Consider the following 17,720-nt stretch of genomic DNA (forward strand, 5'->3'; position numbering starts at 1 on the left):
ATGAAGTCCGCATTTGCGCGCTGGCGCCTTGGTGCCCAGCCCGCCATCCCGCCCGCCCTGCTGAAAAACCTGGTTCCCATCGTCGTGCTGGCCATCGGCATCACCGCCATGGTGACCATGTATGCCTGGCGCGACCAGGCCAACTACAAGCCGGTGTTTGGCGCGCGCGAAAAAGTGGCCGTGACGGACATGATGGCCACGCTGGACGCCGAGCACATCCCCTACCGCTTGCATCCGGACAGTGGCCAGGTGCTGGTGCCCGATGCCATGCTGGGCAAGGTGCGCATGCTGCTCGCCTCGAAGGGCGTGACGGCGCAGCTGCCGGCCGGCCTCGAGCTGATGGACAAGAATGACCCGCTGGGTGTATCGCAATTCGTGCAGGACGTGCGTTTCCGCCGCGGCCTGGAAGGCGAGTTGGCGCAAAGCATCATGACGATGGACGCGATCGCTTCGGCGCGCGTCCATCTGTCGATTGCCAAGTCGACCTCGTTTGTCGCCAGCGACGGCGACAAATCGTCGGCCTCCGTGGTGGTGGCGCTGAAACCGGGCCGCACCCTGGCGCCGGAACAGATCGCCGCCGTCATCAACATGGTGGCCGGCAGCGTCGCCAGCCTGGCGCCTACGCGCGTGAGCCTGGTCGACCAGGGCGGCAACCTGCTGTCTTCGCACGTCGACCTGACGGACGGCTTCGACGCCTCGGCCGCTGGCAATGAAGGCGCGAAGCGCTTCCAGGATGAAATCCGCCGCAACGTCACGGGCCTGCTCGGTCCCGTGATCGGCGAAGACAACTTCAAGCTCAGCGTGACGGCCGCCGTGAACAACGACCGTGTGGACGAAACGCTGGAAAAATACGGCGAAGCCCCGAAAGTGACCAGCGAAGCGATGCGCGAAGAGCAGGAACGCAACCGCACCGTGGCCGGCGTTCCCGGCAGCCTGTCGAACCGCCCACCAGCGGCCGCCGTGCCGGCACCGGCTGACGCCGCAGGCGCCGCGCCGGCCAATGGCGCACCGAGAGCGGCCGACGACGGCACTGCGCGCAAGAACGCCACCACGCGCCAGTACGCGTATGACCGCAGCATCACGCAGATCAAGCGCAGCCGTGGCCGCCTGGAAAAACTCAGCGTGGCCGTCGTGCTCAACAGCGCCGCCGCACCGAATCCGAAAACCGGCTGGACCCCTGCTGAACTGGGCAATATTGAAAAAATGCTCAACAGCGGCCTGGGCATCAACGCCCAGCGCGGCGACAGCCTGAGCCTGACTGCGCTGGCCTTCCCTGCCAAGCCGCCTGTGGCGCAGTGGTGGGAAGAGCGCGATACCGTCGTCGATTTCAGCAGCTGGCTGCTGTACGCCCTGGGCGCTGTGCTCGGCTACTTCCTGATCCTGCGTCCGCTGATGCGTTTGCTGACCACGCGCATGGCGCCGCCGCCACTGAAACAGCTCGATCCCGCCGTGGCACTGGCCGGCAGCAGCGCCGCCGGCACGCCTGGCGTGGCCGCCGCTGGCGCGCCGGCACTGGGCGTGAATGGCAGCCCGCTGGCGCTCGAAGGCGAGGCGACCGGCGCTGGCAGCATGCCGGTCGTGCCGCTGCTGGAAAACTATGATTTGCCGCCACCAGGCTCGGCGGTCGACGTGATGGTCGATCACCTGAAAGTGCTGGCTGAAAAAGAACCCGAGCGTGTCGCCGAAGTCGTCAAACAATGGATGCAGAAAAATGGCCGAACTCAACAACAACAATAATCCCTCCGACGGTGCCGAGTACGAAAGCGCCAGCCTGAATCCCGTGGAGCAGGCCGCCATCGTGCTGCTGAGCATAGGCGAGGAGCAGGCAGCCAACGTGCTGCGCTGCCTGTCGCGCGAAGAATTGCTGGAAGTCACGCAAGTGATGTCGCGCATGAGCGGCATCAAGGTCGAATCCGTCAAAACGGCCATGCAGACCTTCTTCGACGACTACCGCCAGCAGAGCGGCGTGCACGGCGCCTCGCGCAGCTACCTGAAGCGCTCGCTGGACCTGGCGCTGGGCAGCGATATCGCAAATAGCGTGCTGAACAACATTTACGGCGACGCCATCCGCCCCAAAATGGCGCGCCTGCAGTGGGCCTCGCCAAAATGGCTGGCCGAATACATCGTCAACGAGCACGTGCAGATGCAAGCCGTGTTCCTGGCCTTTTTGCCGCCCGCGCTGGCCGGCCAGATCCTTGACGCCCTGCCCGTCGAAGGCCGCGACCTGGTCTTGCTGAACCTGGCGCGCCTGGACGAGATCGACCGCGACCTGCTGGTCGAGCTCGATGAACTGGTCGGCCGCTGCCTGGGCACGCTCGACACGCAAAGCACCAGCGTCGAAGGCATACGCCAGGCAGCCGAAATCCTCAACCGCATGCCGGGCAACCGCGCCGCGCTGGTCGAACTGCTGCGCGCGCACGACCCGGACGTGGTCTCGGAAATCGAACTGAGCATGTACGACTTCCTGATCCTGTCCACGCAAAGCGATGTCACGCTCACGCGCATCCTGGAAGACGTGCCGATGGAACAGTGGGCCATCGCGCTGAAGGGCGCGGAACCGGCGATCCGCGACGCCGTGCTGAAAACCATGCCGCGTCGCCAGGCACAGAGCTTCGAAGACATGATGCGCCGTTCCGGCCCCGTGCCGCTCTCGCGTATCGAACAGACGCGCCAGGAAATCATGGCCACCGTCAAGGGCCTCGCCGATGCGGGCGAGATCGAAGTGCAATTGTTTGCCGAAGCGGTGATCGAATGAAACACTTCCGCTCGTATCGTTTCCCGCCCCTGTCGCAATTCATCGCCGCCGGCCAGCGTGCCTCCAACGAGGATACGGATGGCCAGTGGCAGGCGTCCGTCTCGGAAGGCTTCGAGCAGGGCCAGCGCGATGGCTACGAAGTGGGCCTGGTGCAAGGCCAGCAGGACGGCTACGACACCGGACGCAGCGACGGCTTGGTGCAAGGCCGCGAAGACGGCCGCAATGAAACCCTGGTGGCGCTGGACCGCCTGGCGCGCCCCGTCGACGCCATCTTGCGCGACCTGAAAAAAGTGCGCGCCGATTACCGCGAAGCGCAGCGCAAGGAAGTGGTCGACCTGGTGGCCAAGGTGGCGCGCCAGGTGATCCGCGCGGAACTGGCGCTGCAGCCGGTGCAATTGCTGGCCCTGGTCGACGAGACCCTGGCCTCGATGCCGCCCACGCGCGAGGAAATCGACGTCTTCCTCAATCCGGAAGAACTCAAACGCATCAGCGAACTCGATCCTAAGCGCGCCAAGCGCTGGAACCTGATCGCCGACGCGCGCCTCGACGCGGGCGAATGCCGCATCAAGGCGGGCGACAATGAAGTCGACGCCGGCTGCCACCAGCGCCTGTCGGCCTGCATGGAACAGGTCAGCAGCCATCTGGCGCTGGCCGCCGAACATGCGGACCAGGGCGCGCCTGCATGATCGCCGACACGCTGCGCAGCTTCGAGATCGGCGATATCCCGGTCGCGACACCGACCGGCCGCCTGGTCGGCGCCTCCGGCCTGCTGCTGGAAAGCGCCGGCTGCCGGCTGCACACGGGCCAGCGTTGTCAAATTGAAACTGTGAGCGGCGAGTGGCTCGATGCGCAAGTCGTCGGCTTCCGCGAAAAACTGTCATATTTAATGCCGTTCAAGAAGGCCACGGGTCTGACCACCGGCGCGCGCGTGCTGCCCCTGCCCGACAAGGCCAGCCTGCAGATCGGCCCCTCGTGGCTGGGCCGCATGGTCAATGGCCTGGGCGAGCCGATCGACGACCTGGGCCGCCTCGGCGGCGAACACATCCTGGAAGTGACGCCGCCGAAAATCAACCCCCTGAAGAAACAGCCCGTCATCGAACCGCTGGACGTGGGCGTGCGGGCGATTAACAGCATGCTGACCCTGGGCAAGGGACAGCGCGTGGGCCTGATGGCCGGTTCCGGCGTCGGCAAGAGCGTGCTGCTGGGCCTGATCACGCGCCAGACGGTGGCCGATGTGGTCGTCGTCGGCCTGATCGGCGAACGGGGCCGCGAAGTGCGCGAATTCGTGGAAAAGTCGCTCGGCGCCGAAGGCTTGAAGAAAGCCGTGCTGGTGATCGCGCCGGCCGACGAGTCGCCGTTGATGCGCATCATGGCCACTGAGCTGTGCCACTCGATTGCCGCGCATTACCGCGACCAGGGCAAGCACGTGCTGCTGCTGGTCGACTCGCTGACGCGCTATGCCATGGCCTTGCGCGAAGTGGCGCTGGCCCTGGGCGAGCCACCCGCCACGCGCGGCTATCCGCCGTCCGTCTTTTCCAATTTGCCGCAACTGGTCGAGAGCGCCGGCAACGGCGCCCACCAGGATGGCAGCATGAGCGCCATCTACACGGTGCTGGCCGAAGGCGACGACCAGCAAGACCCGGTGGTCGACACGGCGCGCGCGATTCTCGACGGCCACATCGTGCTCACGCGCGAACTGGCCGAGCGGGGCCACTACCCCGCCATCGACATCGCCGCCTCGATCAGCCGCTGCATGGCGCAGGTGATCACGCCCGAGCACATGCAGGCGGCGCGCGCGCTGAAAGCGTCGATGGCGCGCCATGCGCGCGTGCGCGACCTGATCCCGCTGGGCGCCTACGTGCCGGGCGCCGATCCGATCACCGACCGCGCGGTGCAGTTGCACGCCCCCATCGAGGCCTTCCTGTGCCAGGGCACCAAGGAAGAGGCGCCTATGGGGCCGTGCATCGCCCAACTTGAACAGATCATGGCCTAGGAGCATATGTGAACGACGCGCATACCATCCGCAACCTGACCACCCTGGTCGGCCTGCGCAGCACGGAAGTGGAACGCCTGCAAGGCGAAATGGCGGCGCAGACGGCCGTGCGCGAACGCTACCAGAAAAACCTGGAACGCCTGACGGGCCTGTACACGGATAGCGGCCCCAGCGGCGCCCTACCCCTGGCCCTGTCCGTCAATTGCGGCAACTTCAAGCAAGCGGTCATGCAGATGGCTGACCAGCACCGCACCGATTTGCACCTGCACGAGGCCAACATGGCCGTCTCGCAGCGCGCCCTGAATACGGCCTGGGCGAAACGCGAGGTGCTGGACCAGGTGTTGACGCAAAAACAAAAGCATGTTGCAAATGAGCAACAACGTGTCGATGCCAAGCGGCAAGATGAGCTGGCGACGCAGTTCTGGTTCCGCGGGCAGGTAAAATAATGTTTTACAGAAATAATTTCAGAAAAGTGAATATTTGGTCGCCTTGTCATTGGGTATATCCTGCATGCTAATTTTAGGAGTTTGACATGGCCTTTTCCACTTCCGCTTCGAATACCTACGACCCGACGGCGTCGGCCCAGGCATTGACCGACAAATACACGGCCGATCTGCAGGCGCGCATCACTGCCCAGACCAAGGCCGCCACGGCCACTTCGGGTGGTTTGGTGAACCTGAAGATGGCCTTGACCTCCTTCAGCTCCAGCTTGCTGAGCCTGACGAGTGGCAAGACCATGCTCGTGCAAGGCGCCACCTTCAGCAATACGGCGCTGGGCAGCGCCACGGCGTCGGAATCGGCTGCCGCCGGCACGTATTCGCTATTCGTGGAAAAGGTTGCCACAAACAATCAGGTTTCGCTGGGCGGGCTGAGCAACATGGCCATGCCGGCTGCCGACAAAGGCACGCTGAAAATCAAGCTGGCCAACAATACCGATTTCACGGTGGACTTGAGCAAGGCCAATACGGATGCCGACAGCGCCACCCTGTCAGCCAAGGATATCGCCGCCGCCATCAATGCGGAACCGAAGAACAACTCGCGCGTGACGGCGTCCGTCATCACCATCGGCGGTATCGCCCAGCTGGTGCTGACGTCGAATGTCAGCGGCGAGGAAGGCGCGCTGTCGCTCGATACGAGCGCGATGGACCCGGGCGCGCTGAAAGATGCGCTCGATGTCGCGCCCAAGCAGCTGGTCGCTGCCCAGGATGCCGTCATCTGGGTCGGCGGCAAGCCTGCCGATCCGCTCGACACCAGCAACCGCGTCAAGCAATCGTCGAATACCTTCAGCAACATCGATGGCGTGAAGATGACCTTCACCAAGGCGCAGGCGAGCGGCGACGCGCCGATGACCCTGACCGTGGCGCTCGATTCGTCCGCCACGACGACCAATGCGCAAAGCTTTGTGACTGCCTACAACAAGCTCAAGGCCGTGCTGGACGGTTTGACCGACCCGGGCGATCCGGCATCGGCCAAGGCGGCCGGCGTCTTTTCGTCCGACAGCGGCGTGCGCGTGCTGCGTGACCAGCTGGTGCGCACCTTGCGCGAAACGGCGACGGGCGCCCTCGCCAATTTCGGCATCACCGCTCAGCGCAACGGCACGCTGGCCCTCGATGCCACCAAGCTGACGGCAGCGCTGAAGACGAATCCGGGCGGCCTGGACAAGGCAATCGGCAACAATTCCGCCAGCGCGCCGAGCGGCATCGCCGGCAAGCTCGATAAATTCATCGAAACCTGGACTTCGGCCAATGGCCAGCTGTCGCAGCGCGAGACATCGGTGGCCAAGCTGCAAAAATCGCTGGGCGAACGCCAGACCAAGTTCGAGGCCGACTACACGGCGATGTACAACCGCTACAAGGCGCAGTTCACCCAACTGCAATCGTTGCAGGCGCGCATGGCGCAAACGACCGATATGTTCGATGCCCTGTTCAGCAGCGACAAGACTAAATAGAGGCCGGCGCCGTCTGCATGACGGCGGCGCCGGCCTTCCAGCCGCACCAAGCTTTTACAGTGAGAAAAAATAATGAATCACGATGCATACAGTAATTACCACGCCGTCAACCTGGATGCGCAGACGTCGCGCGCCACCCCGGTCGAACTGGTCTTGCTGCTCACCGACGGCTTGCTGGAAGAACTGGCGCGCGCGCGCGGACATATCGTCGGCAAGCGCTATGAACAAAAGGCCATCAGCCTGAACAAATGTACGGAAATCATCAACGGACTGTCGAGCTCGCTCGATTTCGAGAATGGCGGCGAAGTCGTCGCCAATCTGGGCCGTCTGTACGAGTACTGCACCGGCCGCCTGTATTCGGCCGGCATCACGCTCGATCCTGCCCTGATCGACGAGGTGACCACGCTGTTGACGACGATCAAACAAGGCTGGCTCGGCGTCCAGGCCAAGAATGGATAGCACCCCCTTGTCGCTCCAGCTGACGCGCGAAGTGCTGGCGGCCAGTGCCAGCCAGAACTGGGACGCGCTGGAGTTACTCGACAGAAAACTGGCGCAGCACCTTGCCAGCCTGGACCTATTGAGCGAACGTGAAAAAGCCGCCCTGCTCGCCTTGCGCAAGGCGCATGCGCAGGCATACCAGGCGTGTTCCGACGAAAAACATCGGCTGGGCATGCAGTTGGGCGAAATCCATTCGAAACAGGAAGGCTGGGTCGCGTATGCGATTGAAAATGCCATGTATCAAGATGAGAATCCAGCATGAAAATGAGCTTCAACACAACAACGAGCAGCGCGATCACGCCACCGAGGAGCGCCGAGGCGGGCGTTAACGCGTCCGTGAGCAAGAGCGCGCCCGAGAGTGACACAGCGCGCAACCTCCTGTTCTCCCTGCCGGCGCCAGCGCAGGGAACGCTCGCCAGCGATGCCGCCCTGGCGCAAGACCTTGCCGCGAACCTGACGGACGATGGCGCCCCCGCCACCGACGTCCCTGCCGACAACGACGTCCCTGCCGACATCACTCAGGCGGCGACAACGCAGGACGCGGGCCTGCCCGCCATGACGCCACCGCTGATGGCGCCCATGCTCCCCGTCTCGCCTCAAGCCGACGCTGCCGCAGCCGCAGCCGCAGCCGCAGCCAAGGGAAACGCTGACGTAGCGGCTACGCAACAAGGCAATGCACAGCAGCCCCTGGACCTGAACAGCCGCCTGCATCCCGATGGCCTTGCTTTCAATGTGCAGACCGCCAGGATGGCGCCTGCGCGCGATCTGGGCGAACCGGTGGCGGCAGCCCAGCCAACACCAGCCTCTGCGGCCGGCAGCAAAACCGCGCTGCCAGCGGCCGGCTTCGATGCGGCGCCGGCCATGACGGCCACTTCCGCAGCAGCGGCAGCGGCGCCCGCCGCCACGCGCGATGGCGAGCGCGGTGCTGCCACGCCCGTCAGCCCGGGCCCGGCAGGCGGCGTGCACAATGGCCCCGCTGCAACGCCGGGCGCCGAGACGATCAAACTCAACGGCCCTGCCCAGCAATGGCAGGAACCGTTGCGCGAAGCGCTGGGCGAACGCCTGCAGACACAGATCGGCCGCAACAGCGAACACGCGACGATCCGCCTCGATCCGCCCATGCTGGGCCGCATTGAGATTTCCATCCGCCACACGGCCGGCGCGCTGCAAGTGAACGTCACGGCGTCGAACTCGGAAGTGTTGCGCCAGTTGCAAGGCATAGGCGAAAACATGCGCAGCGACCTGGCACAGCGCCAGTACACCGACGTGGCCGTGACTATCAGCGCCACCCCGCGCAGCCCTGCCGCCCAGGCGTTTGCCGAAGGCGATGCACGTGGTCAGCGTCAGCCCGGCCGTCAGAACGACGACGCCGAGCCGGGGCATGCCCTGTCCGACGGCAGCACTGCCACCACCACTTACGCCATGCATGAGCGAGATACTGCCTGATGAATACGAAAATGAAATTGATAGCCGGCTTCATCGCCGTGGCCGTGCTGGCTGCCGGCGCGGCCGGTGGCGCCATGTGGTACCTGTCCAAGCCGGTCGCCGGCCATGCCGAGGCTGCCGACGCCAAAGCCCCGCCACCGCCCGCCACGGGCAAGAAGGCGCGCAAATTCATCACCCTGGACAAGGTCATCGTGATGCTGCGCCGCGGCCCCGGCGACAGCGATACGCATTACCTGTCGGCCGACCTGGTGATCGCCACCACCGAGGAAAAGGAAAAGCTGACCAAGGATCATCTGCCACTGATGCGCTCGATCGCCGTGAGTACCTTGTCGAGCTTTCCGATGGACAAGGCACAGTCCATGACGGTGGAGCAATTTGCCGAACAGATCAACAAGGCCTTCAATGTCAGCTATGAACGCGAACAGATGGAAAAACCCTACACCGAAGTCATGGTCGGCAAGCTGATCATTGAATAAGCCAACACGCCAGCCGACCTAGTGGGAGACCCCGTGGCCTATGTAGAGCAATACCAGGAAGCGTATGGCGCCGGCGAATATGCCGCGGCCAGCGCTTGCGCGGCCGTGCTCAGCGTTGCTGAAGAGCAACAACATCTGGTGGCGTACGCCCCTTTGGTGAAACGCATCGTGCGCCAGCTCAATTCGCAGGTGTCGGGCGCCATCGACCGCGACGACATGGAACAGATCGGCCTGATGGGTTTGCTGGAGGCGCTGCGCCGCTACGGCGTGCCGGACCAGTCTTTCGGCAGCTATGCCAGCCTGCGCATTCGCGGCGCCATCCTCGATGAGCTGCGGCGCCAGGACTGGCGCCCGCGCGCCGTGCGCCAGGAAAGCCATCGATTGCGCGACAGCGTGCGCGCCCTGACCCGGCGCCTGGGGCGCGAACCGCTGGAAGCGGAAATCATGGCCGCCCTGAAGCTGACGCCGGAAGCCTTCCAGGAATACCAACTGGCGGAAAACGCCGAGCTGATCGTCAGTTTCGACGAAGTGCTGCAGGAAAGCCTGGGACAGGCCGACAGCGCACCGAGTCCGGAAGAGCAATTGATGGTGCGGCGCAGCCTGGAACAGGCGCTGCGTACCCTCGACGAGCGCGAGCAGCGCGTGATCCAGATGTACTACGAATTCGAACTGAGCTATAAAGAAATTGCCGCCGTGCTGGACCTGAGCGACGCCCGCGTCTGCCAGTTGAACAAGACGGCACTGGGCAAGATGAAAGCCATGCTGCAAGATACATAAAAGTGAAGCAGTAGTTTCAGCAAGACCCATCAAATTGATGTAGCACAATGACGCAGAAAGGCAGTTGACATGGTAATTATCGGTATCTTAATCGTGATGGGGTGTGTATTCGGAGGCTTCGCCCTGATGGGCGGCACCGTCCACGCGATCTGGCAACCGGTCGAGTTGATCATCATCATCGGCGCCGCCGTCGGCGCCCTGGTGCTGGGCAACCCGAAGCATGTACTCGGGGAAATGCTGCACCAGATGCGCAAGATCGTCACGCACAAGAAGCAAGGCTCGGAATTCCAGCGCCAGTTGCTGCTGCTGATGTATGAACTGCTGCAAACGGCCGCCGGCGGCCTGAAGGCGCTCGACGCCCACGTCGAGGCGCCGCGCGAAAGCGCCCTGTTCCAGCGCTATCCGCTGGTGCTGGAAGAGCCGAAGCTGCTGGCCTTCATCGTCGACAACTTCCGCTTGATGGCGATGGGCAAGATCAACGCGCATGAACTCGAAGGCGTGCTGGAACAGGAACTCGAAGCCATCCACGACGAGCTGCTGCAACCGTCGAAGTCGCTGCACAAGATCGCCGAAGCCATGCCCGGCTTCGGTATTCTGGCGGCCGTTCTGGGTATCGTGATGGCCATGAATTCCGTGGCCGACGGCGCCGATGCGGCGGAAATTTCGGAAAAAGTGGGCGCCGCCATGGTCGGTACCTTCATCGGCATCTTCTTTTGCTACGGCGTGCTCGATCCGATGTGCAACATGATGAAACAGCTGGTGGGCGAGGAAGGCTCGACCATGGAATGCGTGAAGGTGGTGCTGGTCACGCACGTGGCGGGCAAGCCGCCCCTGCTGGCCATCGATGCGGGCCGCCGCCTGGTGCAACTGAACATCAAGCCGAGCTTCGCGCAGCTGGAAAGCTGGATCAATGCGCTCGAAGGTGGCGGCGCCGAACAAGAGCAGGGCCAAGGCCGGGGAGGCCGCCGTGCTAAAGCCGCATGAGAAACATGAACAGGCCATCATCAAGCGTGCCGGCCGCAAGCATGACGACGATGGCCATGGCGGCGCCTGGAAAGTGGCGTTCGCCGACTTTTGCCTGGCCCTGCTGTCGCTCTTCCTCGTGCTGTGGCTGATGGCCGCGCGCGAGCAGCAGGCGATGAAGGAGATCATGATGGACGCGTCGGCCAGCAGCCGCCAGGGCGAAGGCCAGGGCGTCATGCCGGAACAGAGTGGCGGTCCGCGCGGCAGCCTGATCGAGCGTTTCCCCATGCCCCGCAAGGGCTCGGGCGACACGCGCACGGAAGGCAAGCAGACGCAGGACGGCAAGGCCGGCGCAGCGCCGCAAAACCAGACCAAGGTCAGCTACCAGTCGCCGGAAGACCTGCTGTCGCTGTCGCGCGCGCTCGACAAGCTCAGCGACGAAGCGGGATTGAAGAGCAATCTGCAATCGGTGATCACGCCGTACGGCTTGCGCGTCATGCTGCACGACACGGACAAGCAAGGCATGTTCGTGCGTGGCAGCGCCGTGCCGACCGACCGTTTCCGCAAGCTGCTGCGCCAGATGGGCCCTGTCTTCGCGCAGATGGACAACCAGATGCTGATCGTCGGCCACACCGACTCGCTGCAATACGCCAATAACGGCTATGAAGGCTATTCGAACTGGACCCTGTCGGCCAACCGCGCCATGTCGGCGCGCGCACAATTGTTGATTGGCAGCATGAGTCCGGACAGCGTGCTGCAAGTGGTGGGCATGGCCGACCGCGCGCCGCTGGACGTGAAAAATGCCAGCGCCGGCATCAACCGCCGCATCGAACTGTTAATATTGACGCGTGGCCAGGCCGACAGCATCGCCGCCATGTTCGGCATGGCGGGGCAAAAGGCGCAAGGCGAAGAACTGCAAGTGGGTGAACCGGACTCGGGAACCTTGCAGCGCCTGCGCGACAAACTGGGCCTGCCCGCAAAGAAGGAGCGCGATGAGCATGCAAATTAAGGGCAAGGGACAACGTATGAAAATCTCCTCCGGCAATACCGGCGCTGCCGTACGCAGCAGCGCCATCGCGCCGGCCGAGGCGATCGCCGAGAACGCGGGCGCCGCCGGCGCCATGGGTGGCTCGTCGGCCGGGGCGGAACTGCAATCGGCCGTGCTGCAGCCGGCCATGGCCGCCCTGCGCGCCATGCCAGAGATCGACCACGAGCGCGTGGCCATGCTGCGCGATGCGCTGGCCAAGGGCGAATTGCCATTCGATCCAGCAAAACTGGCAGGCCTGATCCAGCGTTTCCACGGCGGTGAATCGTGACCGCAGCGCGCAAGGGCATCACGCGTCAGGAAGCCGTGCGCCGCGTGCTGCAAGGCATGACGGACGACAGCGTCGGCTACGGCGCCTTGCAAACCTTGCTGGAAGAGCAATTCCAGGCCACCTTGCAGCACCAGAGCACCCGGCTGACGGCACTGGCCGACCAGGTCATCGCCGCCGTCGAGCCCCTCGATGCGCGCCGCCGCCAGCGCGTGAGCCTGGTCACTGCCCTGCTGGGCCCGCAAGGCGATATGCCGCAATTGTTTGCGTTGTTGCAAGAAGACGCGCGCAGCAAGGCCGAGGCCGACTGGGTCGCGCTGGAGCAGATGGTACTGGAATGCAAGCGCCTGAATGCCCGCAACAGCGATTTATTAACAGAGCAGTACAGCATCATGCAGCGCGTGCTGCATGGCGAGGAAGATACGTATGCGCCAGGCTGATTTCGCCACACCCCGCGCCATGGCGGCGACGCCATCGACGGCGGCCACATCCGCCGTGCAGAGCAATATGCGCGCCACCGACGCCACCGGCGCCGGTGGCAACTTCAGCAGCGTGTTCCGGCAAGTGCAGGGCGAAGTGGCCCGCTTCATCGAACAGGGCGGCGGCAACGCCACCAGCCTGAGCCCGCAAGGACGCGCCTACCTGGAGCAGAGCCAGCCCGTGAATGTGCTGGGCAGCATCAACCAGGGCGGCGAGATCGGCGAAGTGCAGCAGCAGTTCCTCGCCTCGATCAAGCCGTGGACGGAAGAAACGGGCGCGCGCCTGGGCGTGGCGCCGGAAATCGTCGCCGCCCACGCCGCGCTGGAATCGGGCTGGGGCCAGCGCCCGTTGCGCCAGAGCACGGGCGCGGACACGAATAATCTGTTCGGCATCAAGGCCGGCGGCAAATGGCAGGGGGACGTGGCCAGCAATGTCACCACCGAATACGCGGCCGGCAGCGGCACGGCGCTGAAGAAAACCGAGCGTTTCCGCAGCTATCCGGACCAGGCCAGCGCCTTCCGCGACTATGCGCAAGTGTTGCTCGACAATCCACGCTACCGCGCCGCCCTGAACACGGGCGCCAACGCGGGCGCCTTTGCGCAAGGCCTGGCGCGCGGCGGCTATGCCACCGATCCCGACTACGCCGCCAAGCTGACCCAGCTGGCGACGCGCTTGCAGCGCACGGCCGCCGCAGACTGACCTCCTTAACGGCCGGCAATATCGGCCGGTTCCACCACGCCCGCATCGACCACCCTGGCACGTATCACCGTGCCGCTGGTGGCGTTGCGCACGCGGATCACCTCTCCCAGGGCGCCCGGATCGAGCGCTTCGCCGGCCATGCTCACTTCCACCTGCTCCTTGCGCGCCACGATATTCACCGCACTGCCCCGCTTGATCAGCATGGGTGCGGCCAGCTGCCCCTGGCGCAGCACTTCGCCGGCACGCAAGCTGCGCCGGCTCGACAGGCCGATGGCGCCGGGCAAGGAGGAAATACTGTCGGGCACCATCGTCACGTCGCGCCGCGCCAGCGCCATGTCGCCCGCCTGCAACGGCGTATTGGCCGTGACGGGGGCGCTGGTGACGGCCACCTGGGCCGTGATGCTACCGCGCGCCAACATTTCATAACGCCAACCGTTGCTTCCAGGACACACTGCCACAAAGCGCATGCGCTGCGCCGAACGGCTGTCCGCCGTTTCCAGCGTGACGGGCGCCGCGCAAGCGGGCACGGGGCGCGTGCTTTTCACCACGGCCACCTGGAACTGCGGTTCCAGCAATCCTGCCGTGGCTGCCTGCTGCGCCAATTGCTCTCGCGCCAACTGTTCCACACGCGAAAATATATTGTCGGCTGGCAATTCTGCGCGTCCTGCACTACTATATAGGCTGGTCACTAAAAATAGGCCAGGAAGCAGTATATAAGGACGTGGCACCTTGTTTCGGATCATCGTAATGCTGTTGAAATGAATCATTGCTAACCTTAATCAAAGATACTGAAGCGGCATGACCTTACCATGCGTCAACATGACCAGGCTGGGATTTTACCTCTGCACCGCCTATTTTCTAGCCCGAACCGCAAAAAGCACGATCGAATTCAATACAAAGGAAGACCATGGGGATTAATTTCAAGGATGCGCTGGGCGTGCACGCCGATGCACTCGCGCTGCGTGCCGACCGTACCCGCGTGCTGGCGGCCAATATTGCCAATGAAAATACGCCCGGCTTCCAGGCCATGGACATGGATTTCGGCAGCGCCCTGCAGCAGTTGCAGGACAACGAAGCGGGCCTGCTGTCGACCGATGACGATGCCAGCGCCCTGTACCGCGTGCCCTACCACCCCAGCCGCGACGGCAATACCGTCGAAATCGGCGTCGAGCAGGCGGCGTTCTCGCAAAATGCCACCGACTTCCAGACCAGCCTGACTTTCGTCAACATGAAACTGAAAGGTCTGTCCAAGGCCATTTCCGGACAATAAGGATCAGCATGAGCTTCCAGGATATTTCCAAGATCGCCGGTTCGGCGATGGCGGCGCAGACCGTGCGCCTCAATACCATCGCCAGCAACCTGGCCAATGCCGATTCCGTTGCCGGTTCCGAAGGTGAAACCTACCGCGCACGCAAGCCCGTGTTTGCGGCCGTGATGGATGGCTCCGGCGCCAGCGGCGCAGGTGGGCGGGTGCAGGTACTCGACGTGGTGGAAAGCGACGAGCCGCTGCGCAAGGTGTATGAACCGGGCCACCCGATGGCCAATGCCGATGGCATGGTGTTCTACCCCAACGTCAATCAGGTCGCCGAGATGACCGACATGATGTCGGCTTCGCGCGCGTTTGAAACCAATGTCGAAGTTCTCGGTCGCATCAAGTCGATGCAGCAATCGCTCCTCAAATTAGGTGAAGCATAATCCATGGAAACCAATCTCTTTACAAACAACAACAGTGGCGCCAGCAACAACGGCAGCAATGCCGTCAAGTCGCAGAGCAATGCCACCCAGGATATGTTCACCAAATTGCTGGTCGCGCAGATCAAGAACCAGGATCCGCTCGCGCCCACCGATCCGAGCCAGTTCGTCAATCAATTGACGCAGCAGGCGCAAACGGAAGCGATGCAGAACCTGTCCTCGCTGACCAGCGCCAATGCCAGCGTGCTGCAATCGATGCAAGTGCTGGCCCTGGGCGCGCAAGTGGGCTCCGAAGTGATGGTCAACAGCGAAACGGTACAGCTCGACAAAAGCAAGGTCAGCGGCAGCATCGCGCTGGCCGCCGGCACCACCAAGACCACCGTGACCCTGAAAGGCCTGGACGACAAGGAATACAAGATCGAACTGGGCGCCAAGTCGGCCGGTACCGTCCCCTTCACCATCGACCCCGTCGCGCTGGGCTTGCCTGCTGGCACCTATACCATGGCAGTCACCACCAACGGTACCGAAAAGCCATCGGTCGACATTGCAGGCAAGCTCAACAGCGTGCGCCTGTCGTCCGGCGGCAGCATGATTCTGAACGTGTCGAACCTGGGCGAAGTCAACCCCGGCGCGATCACCGGCTTTAACGGTAAGACGGCCTGATCCGCTCGCCCCTTCGTTTCCTGAACACTAATCTCGTCCTTCACTAAAGGAAGTCAACATGAGTTTCGACATCGCCCTGTCCGGCATCCAGTCCATCAACCAACAGTTGAACAGCACCAGTAACAATATCGCCAACGCCGGCACCTACGGCTTCAAGAGCAGCCGCGCCAACTTTTCGGCCATGTACGCCGGTTCGCGCGCCACGGGCACGGAAATCGGCTCGCTGACGCAAAGCATCTCGATCAACGGCGGCGTGCTGAACACGGGCCGCGCGCTCGACGCCGCCATTGACGGCCGCGGCTTCTTCGTCTCGCGCGACGCGCAAAACACCATGAACTACAGCCGCGTCGGCATCTTTTCGGCCAGCAATGAAGGCAAGCTGATCGATGCAAACGGCCGCCTGGTGCAGGGCTATGCCGCCGTCAAGGACAGTACCGCTCTGGGCACCATGGGCGACATGCTGATTCCAACCGGCCAGATTCCCGCCGTGGCGTCGACCAAGCTGGCGTATGCCGCCAACATGTCGTCCGAATGGCCCATCAAGGCCGCGACCTTCGACAAGACCAACGAACTGAGCTACAACAGCGGCAAGTCCTCGATCCTCTACGATTCGCTGGGCGCCAAGCACTCGCTGGGCCAGTACTTCGTCAAGACGGCGGCGGGCGTGGACGTGCATTACACCTTCGATAACGCCGATGTGACGCCGGTGACGAAGATGACCTTCGACACCTCCGGCAAGCTGGTGACGGGCACGTCTGCCACGCCGGTCCTGCCGACGCCGCCTGGCGCGGCGCCGATGTCGGTCGCCATCGACTACACGGGCACGACCCAGTTCGCCGGCGAATCGACCACCTCGACCGACCGCGCCGACGGCTATGCCTCGGGCACCTTCACGGGCGTGGAACTGGCCGCCGACGGCTCCGTCGTGGCGAAATACACGAACGGCCAGAAGCAAAGCATCGGCGTGATCGCCCTGGCCACCTTCCCCGACGAAGGCGCCTTGACGGCCGTCAACGATACCAGCTGGATCGCCTCGACCACGTCCGGCACCGCCATGTATGACCGTCCGGGCGTCGGCATGACCGGCAAACTGGAGACGAGCTCGCTGGAACAGTCGAACGTCGACATCACCTCCGAACTGGTGGGTCTGATGACGTCGCAGCGCAATTACCAGGCGAACTCGAAGGTCATCTCGACCGAGAACGCCATGCTGCAATCGCTGATGCAAGCGCTGTAATCCACGATACGCAAAGGTAAAGAGCAATGGATGCGCTGATTTATACCGCCATGAGCGGGGCCGACCGTGCCCTGCGGGCACAGCAGGTACACGCCAACAACCTGGCCAATATCGAGACGGGCGGCTTTCGCGCCAACCTGGAAGTGTCCACTGCCCAGCCGCTGCAAAACGGCTATGGCTACGACGACCGCCACATGACGCAGACGCAGTCGAGCGCCGTCGGCACGCGCACGGGCGCCATCAAGGAAACCGGACGCGAACTCGACGTGGCCGTCACGGGCCCCGGCTTTCTCGCGGTGCAATGGCAAAACGGCGAAGCCTACACGCGCGCCGGCGCCATGGACCTCGATGAAACGGGCGCGCTGACCATCAACGGCCGGCCCGTGCTGGGCGAAGGCGGCCCCATCACGATTCCCGAGCACACCAGCCTGTCGATCGGCGCCGATGGCACGATTTCCATCCAGGTGCCGGGCACCGCACAGATGCAGACCGTCGACAAGCTCAAGCTGGTCAACGCCGAAGCGGGCGAGCTGACCAAGAACGAGGCGGGCCTGATCGTGGCGCGCAGCGGCGAAGACTTGCAAGCCGATCCGACGGTGCGCCTGCGCGACCGCCACCTGGAAGGCAGCAACGTCTCGGCCGTCGAGGAAATGGTCGCCACCATGAGCCTGAACCGCAGCTTCGAGATGCAAATGAAAGTATTCAAGGCCAGCGATTCCATGACGGAATCGGGCAACCGCCTGCTCGCTACCTAAGCGTACCGGGCTCAACGCGACGAAA

At 63.6% G+C, this 17,720-nt stretch carries 22 protein-coding genes; 21 read left to right on the forward strand and 1 reads right to left on the reverse strand.

Going from position 1 to position 17,720, the window contains the following annotated elements; translation table 11 throughout:
- From fliF to ACP7DW_RS17670, 16 genes are all read left to right on the forward strand, one after another.
- Positions 1–1,737: a flagellar basal-body MS-ring/collar protein FliF gene (gene fliF, locus ACP7DW_RS17595; protein WP_426055965.1), complete on the forward strand. Its 1,737-nt coding sequence runs from the start codon at positions 1–3 to the stop codon at positions 1,735–1,737.
- The gene (locus tag ACP7DW_RS17600) at positions 1,712–2,755 is read left to right on the forward strand and encodes a flagellar motor switch protein FliG (protein ID WP_099759564.1); all 1,044 of its coding nucleotides are present in this window, start codon (positions 1,712–1,714) and stop codon (positions 2,753–2,755) included. The genes fliF and ACP7DW_RS17600 overlap by 26 nt, the downstream gene beginning before the upstream one ends.
- The gene (gene fliH, locus ACP7DW_RS17605) at positions 2,752–3,441 is read left to right on the forward strand and encodes a flagellar assembly protein FliH (RefSeq protein WP_426055966.1); all 690 of its coding nucleotides are present in this window, start codon (positions 2,752–2,754) and stop codon (positions 3,439–3,441) included. The genes ACP7DW_RS17600 and fliH overlap by 4 nt, the downstream gene beginning before the upstream one ends.
- Complete coding sequence (gene fliI, locus ACP7DW_RS17610) at positions 3,438–4,748, forward strand: flagellar protein export ATPase FliI (protein ID WP_282409128.1); 1,311 nt, start codon at positions 3,438–3,440, stop codon at positions 4,746–4,748. The genes fliH and fliI overlap by 4 nt, the downstream gene beginning before the upstream one ends.
- A gap of 8 nt (positions 4,749–4,756) precedes the next feature.
- Entirely contained in the window at positions 4,757–5,194 is a 438-nt protein-coding gene (locus ACP7DW_RS17615; RefSeq protein WP_426055967.1) for a flagellar export protein FliJ, read from the forward strand.
- Positions 5,195–5,280: 86 nt separating this feature from the next.
- Positions 5,281–6,696, forward strand: a complete 1,416-nt coding sequence (fliD, locus tag ACP7DW_RS17620; protein WP_426055968.1) for a flagellar filament capping protein FliD — start codon at positions 5,281–5,283, stop codon at positions 6,694–6,696.
- A 72-nt stretch (positions 6,697–6,768) separates the two neighbouring features.
- A complete protein-coding gene (gene fliS, locus ACP7DW_RS17625) occupies positions 6,769–7,155 on the forward strand; it encodes a flagellar export chaperone FliS (protein ID WP_373629684.1) in 387 nt (128 codons plus the stop codon).
- On the forward strand, positions 7,148–7,456 hold the full coding sequence (locus ACP7DW_RS17630; protein ID WP_426055969.1) for a hypothetical protein: 309 nt from the start codon (positions 7,148–7,150) through the stop codon (positions 7,454–7,456). The genes fliS and ACP7DW_RS17630 overlap by 8 nt, the downstream gene beginning before the upstream one ends.
- A complete protein-coding gene (locus ACP7DW_RS17635; protein WP_426055970.1) occupies positions 7,453–8,640 on the forward strand; it encodes a flagellar hook-length control protein FliK in 1,188 nt (395 codons plus the stop codon). Before ACP7DW_RS17630 ends, ACP7DW_RS17635 begins: the two co-directional genes overlap by 4 nt.
- A gap of 11 nt (positions 8,641–8,651) precedes the next feature.
- Positions 8,652–9,116, forward strand: a complete 465-nt coding sequence (locus tag ACP7DW_RS17640) for a flagellar basal body-associated FliL family protein (RefSeq protein ID WP_298412522.1) — start codon at positions 8,652–8,654, stop codon at positions 9,114–9,116.
- A gap of 33 nt (positions 9,117–9,149) precedes the next feature.
- Positions 9,150–9,893, forward strand: a complete 744-nt coding sequence (locus ACP7DW_RS17645) for a FliA/WhiG family RNA polymerase sigma factor (RefSeq protein ID WP_071078416.1) — start codon at positions 9,150–9,152, stop codon at positions 9,891–9,893.
- 69 nt (positions 9,894–9,962) lie between these two features.
- The gene (gene motA, locus ACP7DW_RS17650; protein ID WP_096235033.1) at positions 9,963–10,877 is read left to right on the forward strand and encodes a flagellar motor stator protein MotA; all 915 of its coding nucleotides are present in this window, start codon (positions 9,963–9,965) and stop codon (positions 10,875–10,877) included.
- Positions 10,861–11,865 (forward strand): flagellar motor protein MotB, encoded by a 1,005-nt coding sequence (locus ACP7DW_RS17655; RefSeq protein ID WP_298412509.1) that lies wholly within the window; start codon positions 10,861–10,863, stop codon positions 11,863–11,865. Before motA ends, ACP7DW_RS17655 begins: the two co-directional genes overlap by 17 nt.
- A 16-nt stretch (positions 11,866–11,881) precedes the next feature.
- Positions 11,882–12,172, forward strand: coding sequence for a flagellar biosynthesis anti-sigma factor FlgM (gene flgM / locus ACP7DW_RS17660; protein ID WP_071077837.1), 291 nt, complete (start codon positions 11,882–11,884; stop codon positions 12,170–12,172).
- Positions 12,169–12,609 carry a flagellar export chaperone FlgN gene (gene flgN / locus ACP7DW_RS17665; RefSeq protein ID WP_426055971.1) on the forward strand — a complete coding sequence of 147 codons (441 nt, stop codon included), beginning with the start codon at positions 12,169–12,171 and terminating at the stop codon, positions 12,607–12,609. Before flgM ends, flgN begins: the two co-directional genes overlap by 4 nt.
- On the forward strand, positions 12,596–13,348 hold the full coding sequence (locus tag ACP7DW_RS17670) for a glycoside hydrolase family 73 protein (protein WP_426055972.1): 753 nt from the start codon (positions 12,596–12,598) through the stop codon (positions 13,346–13,348). Before flgN ends, ACP7DW_RS17670 begins: the two co-directional genes overlap by 14 nt.
- Positions 13,349–13,353: 5 nt before the next feature.
- Here ACP7DW_RS17670 and flgA read toward each other — a convergent pair whose 3' ends face one another.
- On the reverse strand, positions 13,354–13,950 hold the full coding sequence (flgA, locus tag ACP7DW_RS17675) for a flagellar basal body P-ring formation chaperone FlgA (RefSeq protein ID WP_426055973.1): 597 nt from the start codon (positions 13,948–13,950) through the stop codon (positions 13,354–13,356).
- Positions 13,951–14,255: 305 nt separating this feature from the next.
- Here flgA and flgB point away from each other — a divergent pair, with 305 nt between their 5' ends.
- From flgB to ACP7DW_RS17700, 5 genes are read left to right on the forward strand one after another with little or no spacing between them, the layout of a single operon-like run.
- Complete coding sequence (gene flgB, locus ACP7DW_RS17680) at positions 14,256–14,618, forward strand: flagellar basal body rod protein FlgB (RefSeq protein ID WP_034758109.1); 363 nt, start codon at positions 14,256–14,258, stop codon at positions 14,616–14,618.
- Between the two features lie 8 nt (positions 14,619–14,626).
- Positions 14,627–15,043, forward strand: a complete 417-nt coding sequence (gene flgC / locus ACP7DW_RS17685; RefSeq protein WP_071077840.1) for a flagellar basal body rod protein FlgC — start codon at positions 14,627–14,629, stop codon at positions 15,041–15,043.
- A 3-nt stretch (positions 15,044–15,046) separates the two neighbouring features.
- A complete protein-coding gene (locus ACP7DW_RS17690; RefSeq protein ID WP_426055974.1) occupies positions 15,047–15,703 on the forward strand; it encodes a flagellar hook capping FlgD N-terminal domain-containing protein in 657 nt (218 codons plus the stop codon).
- 58 nt (positions 15,704–15,761) lie between these two features.
- A complete protein-coding gene (locus ACP7DW_RS17695) occupies positions 15,762–16,940 on the forward strand; it encodes a flagellar hook protein FlgE (RefSeq protein ID WP_426055975.1) in 1,179 nt (392 codons plus the stop codon).
- Positions 16,941–16,966: 26 nt separating this feature from the next.
- The gene (locus tag ACP7DW_RS17700; protein WP_426055976.1) at positions 16,967–17,695 is read left to right on the forward strand and encodes a flagellar basal body rod protein FlgF; all 729 of its coding nucleotides are present in this window, start codon (positions 16,967–16,969) and stop codon (positions 17,693–17,695) included.
- Positions 17,696–17,720: the final 25 nt, after the last annotated feature.

Source organism: Janthinobacterium sp. PSRC1-1 (assembly GCF_049897525.1).
GTDB lineage: Bacteria > Pseudomonadota > Gammaproteobacteria > Burkholderiales > Burkholderiaceae_D > Janthinobacterium > Janthinobacterium tructae.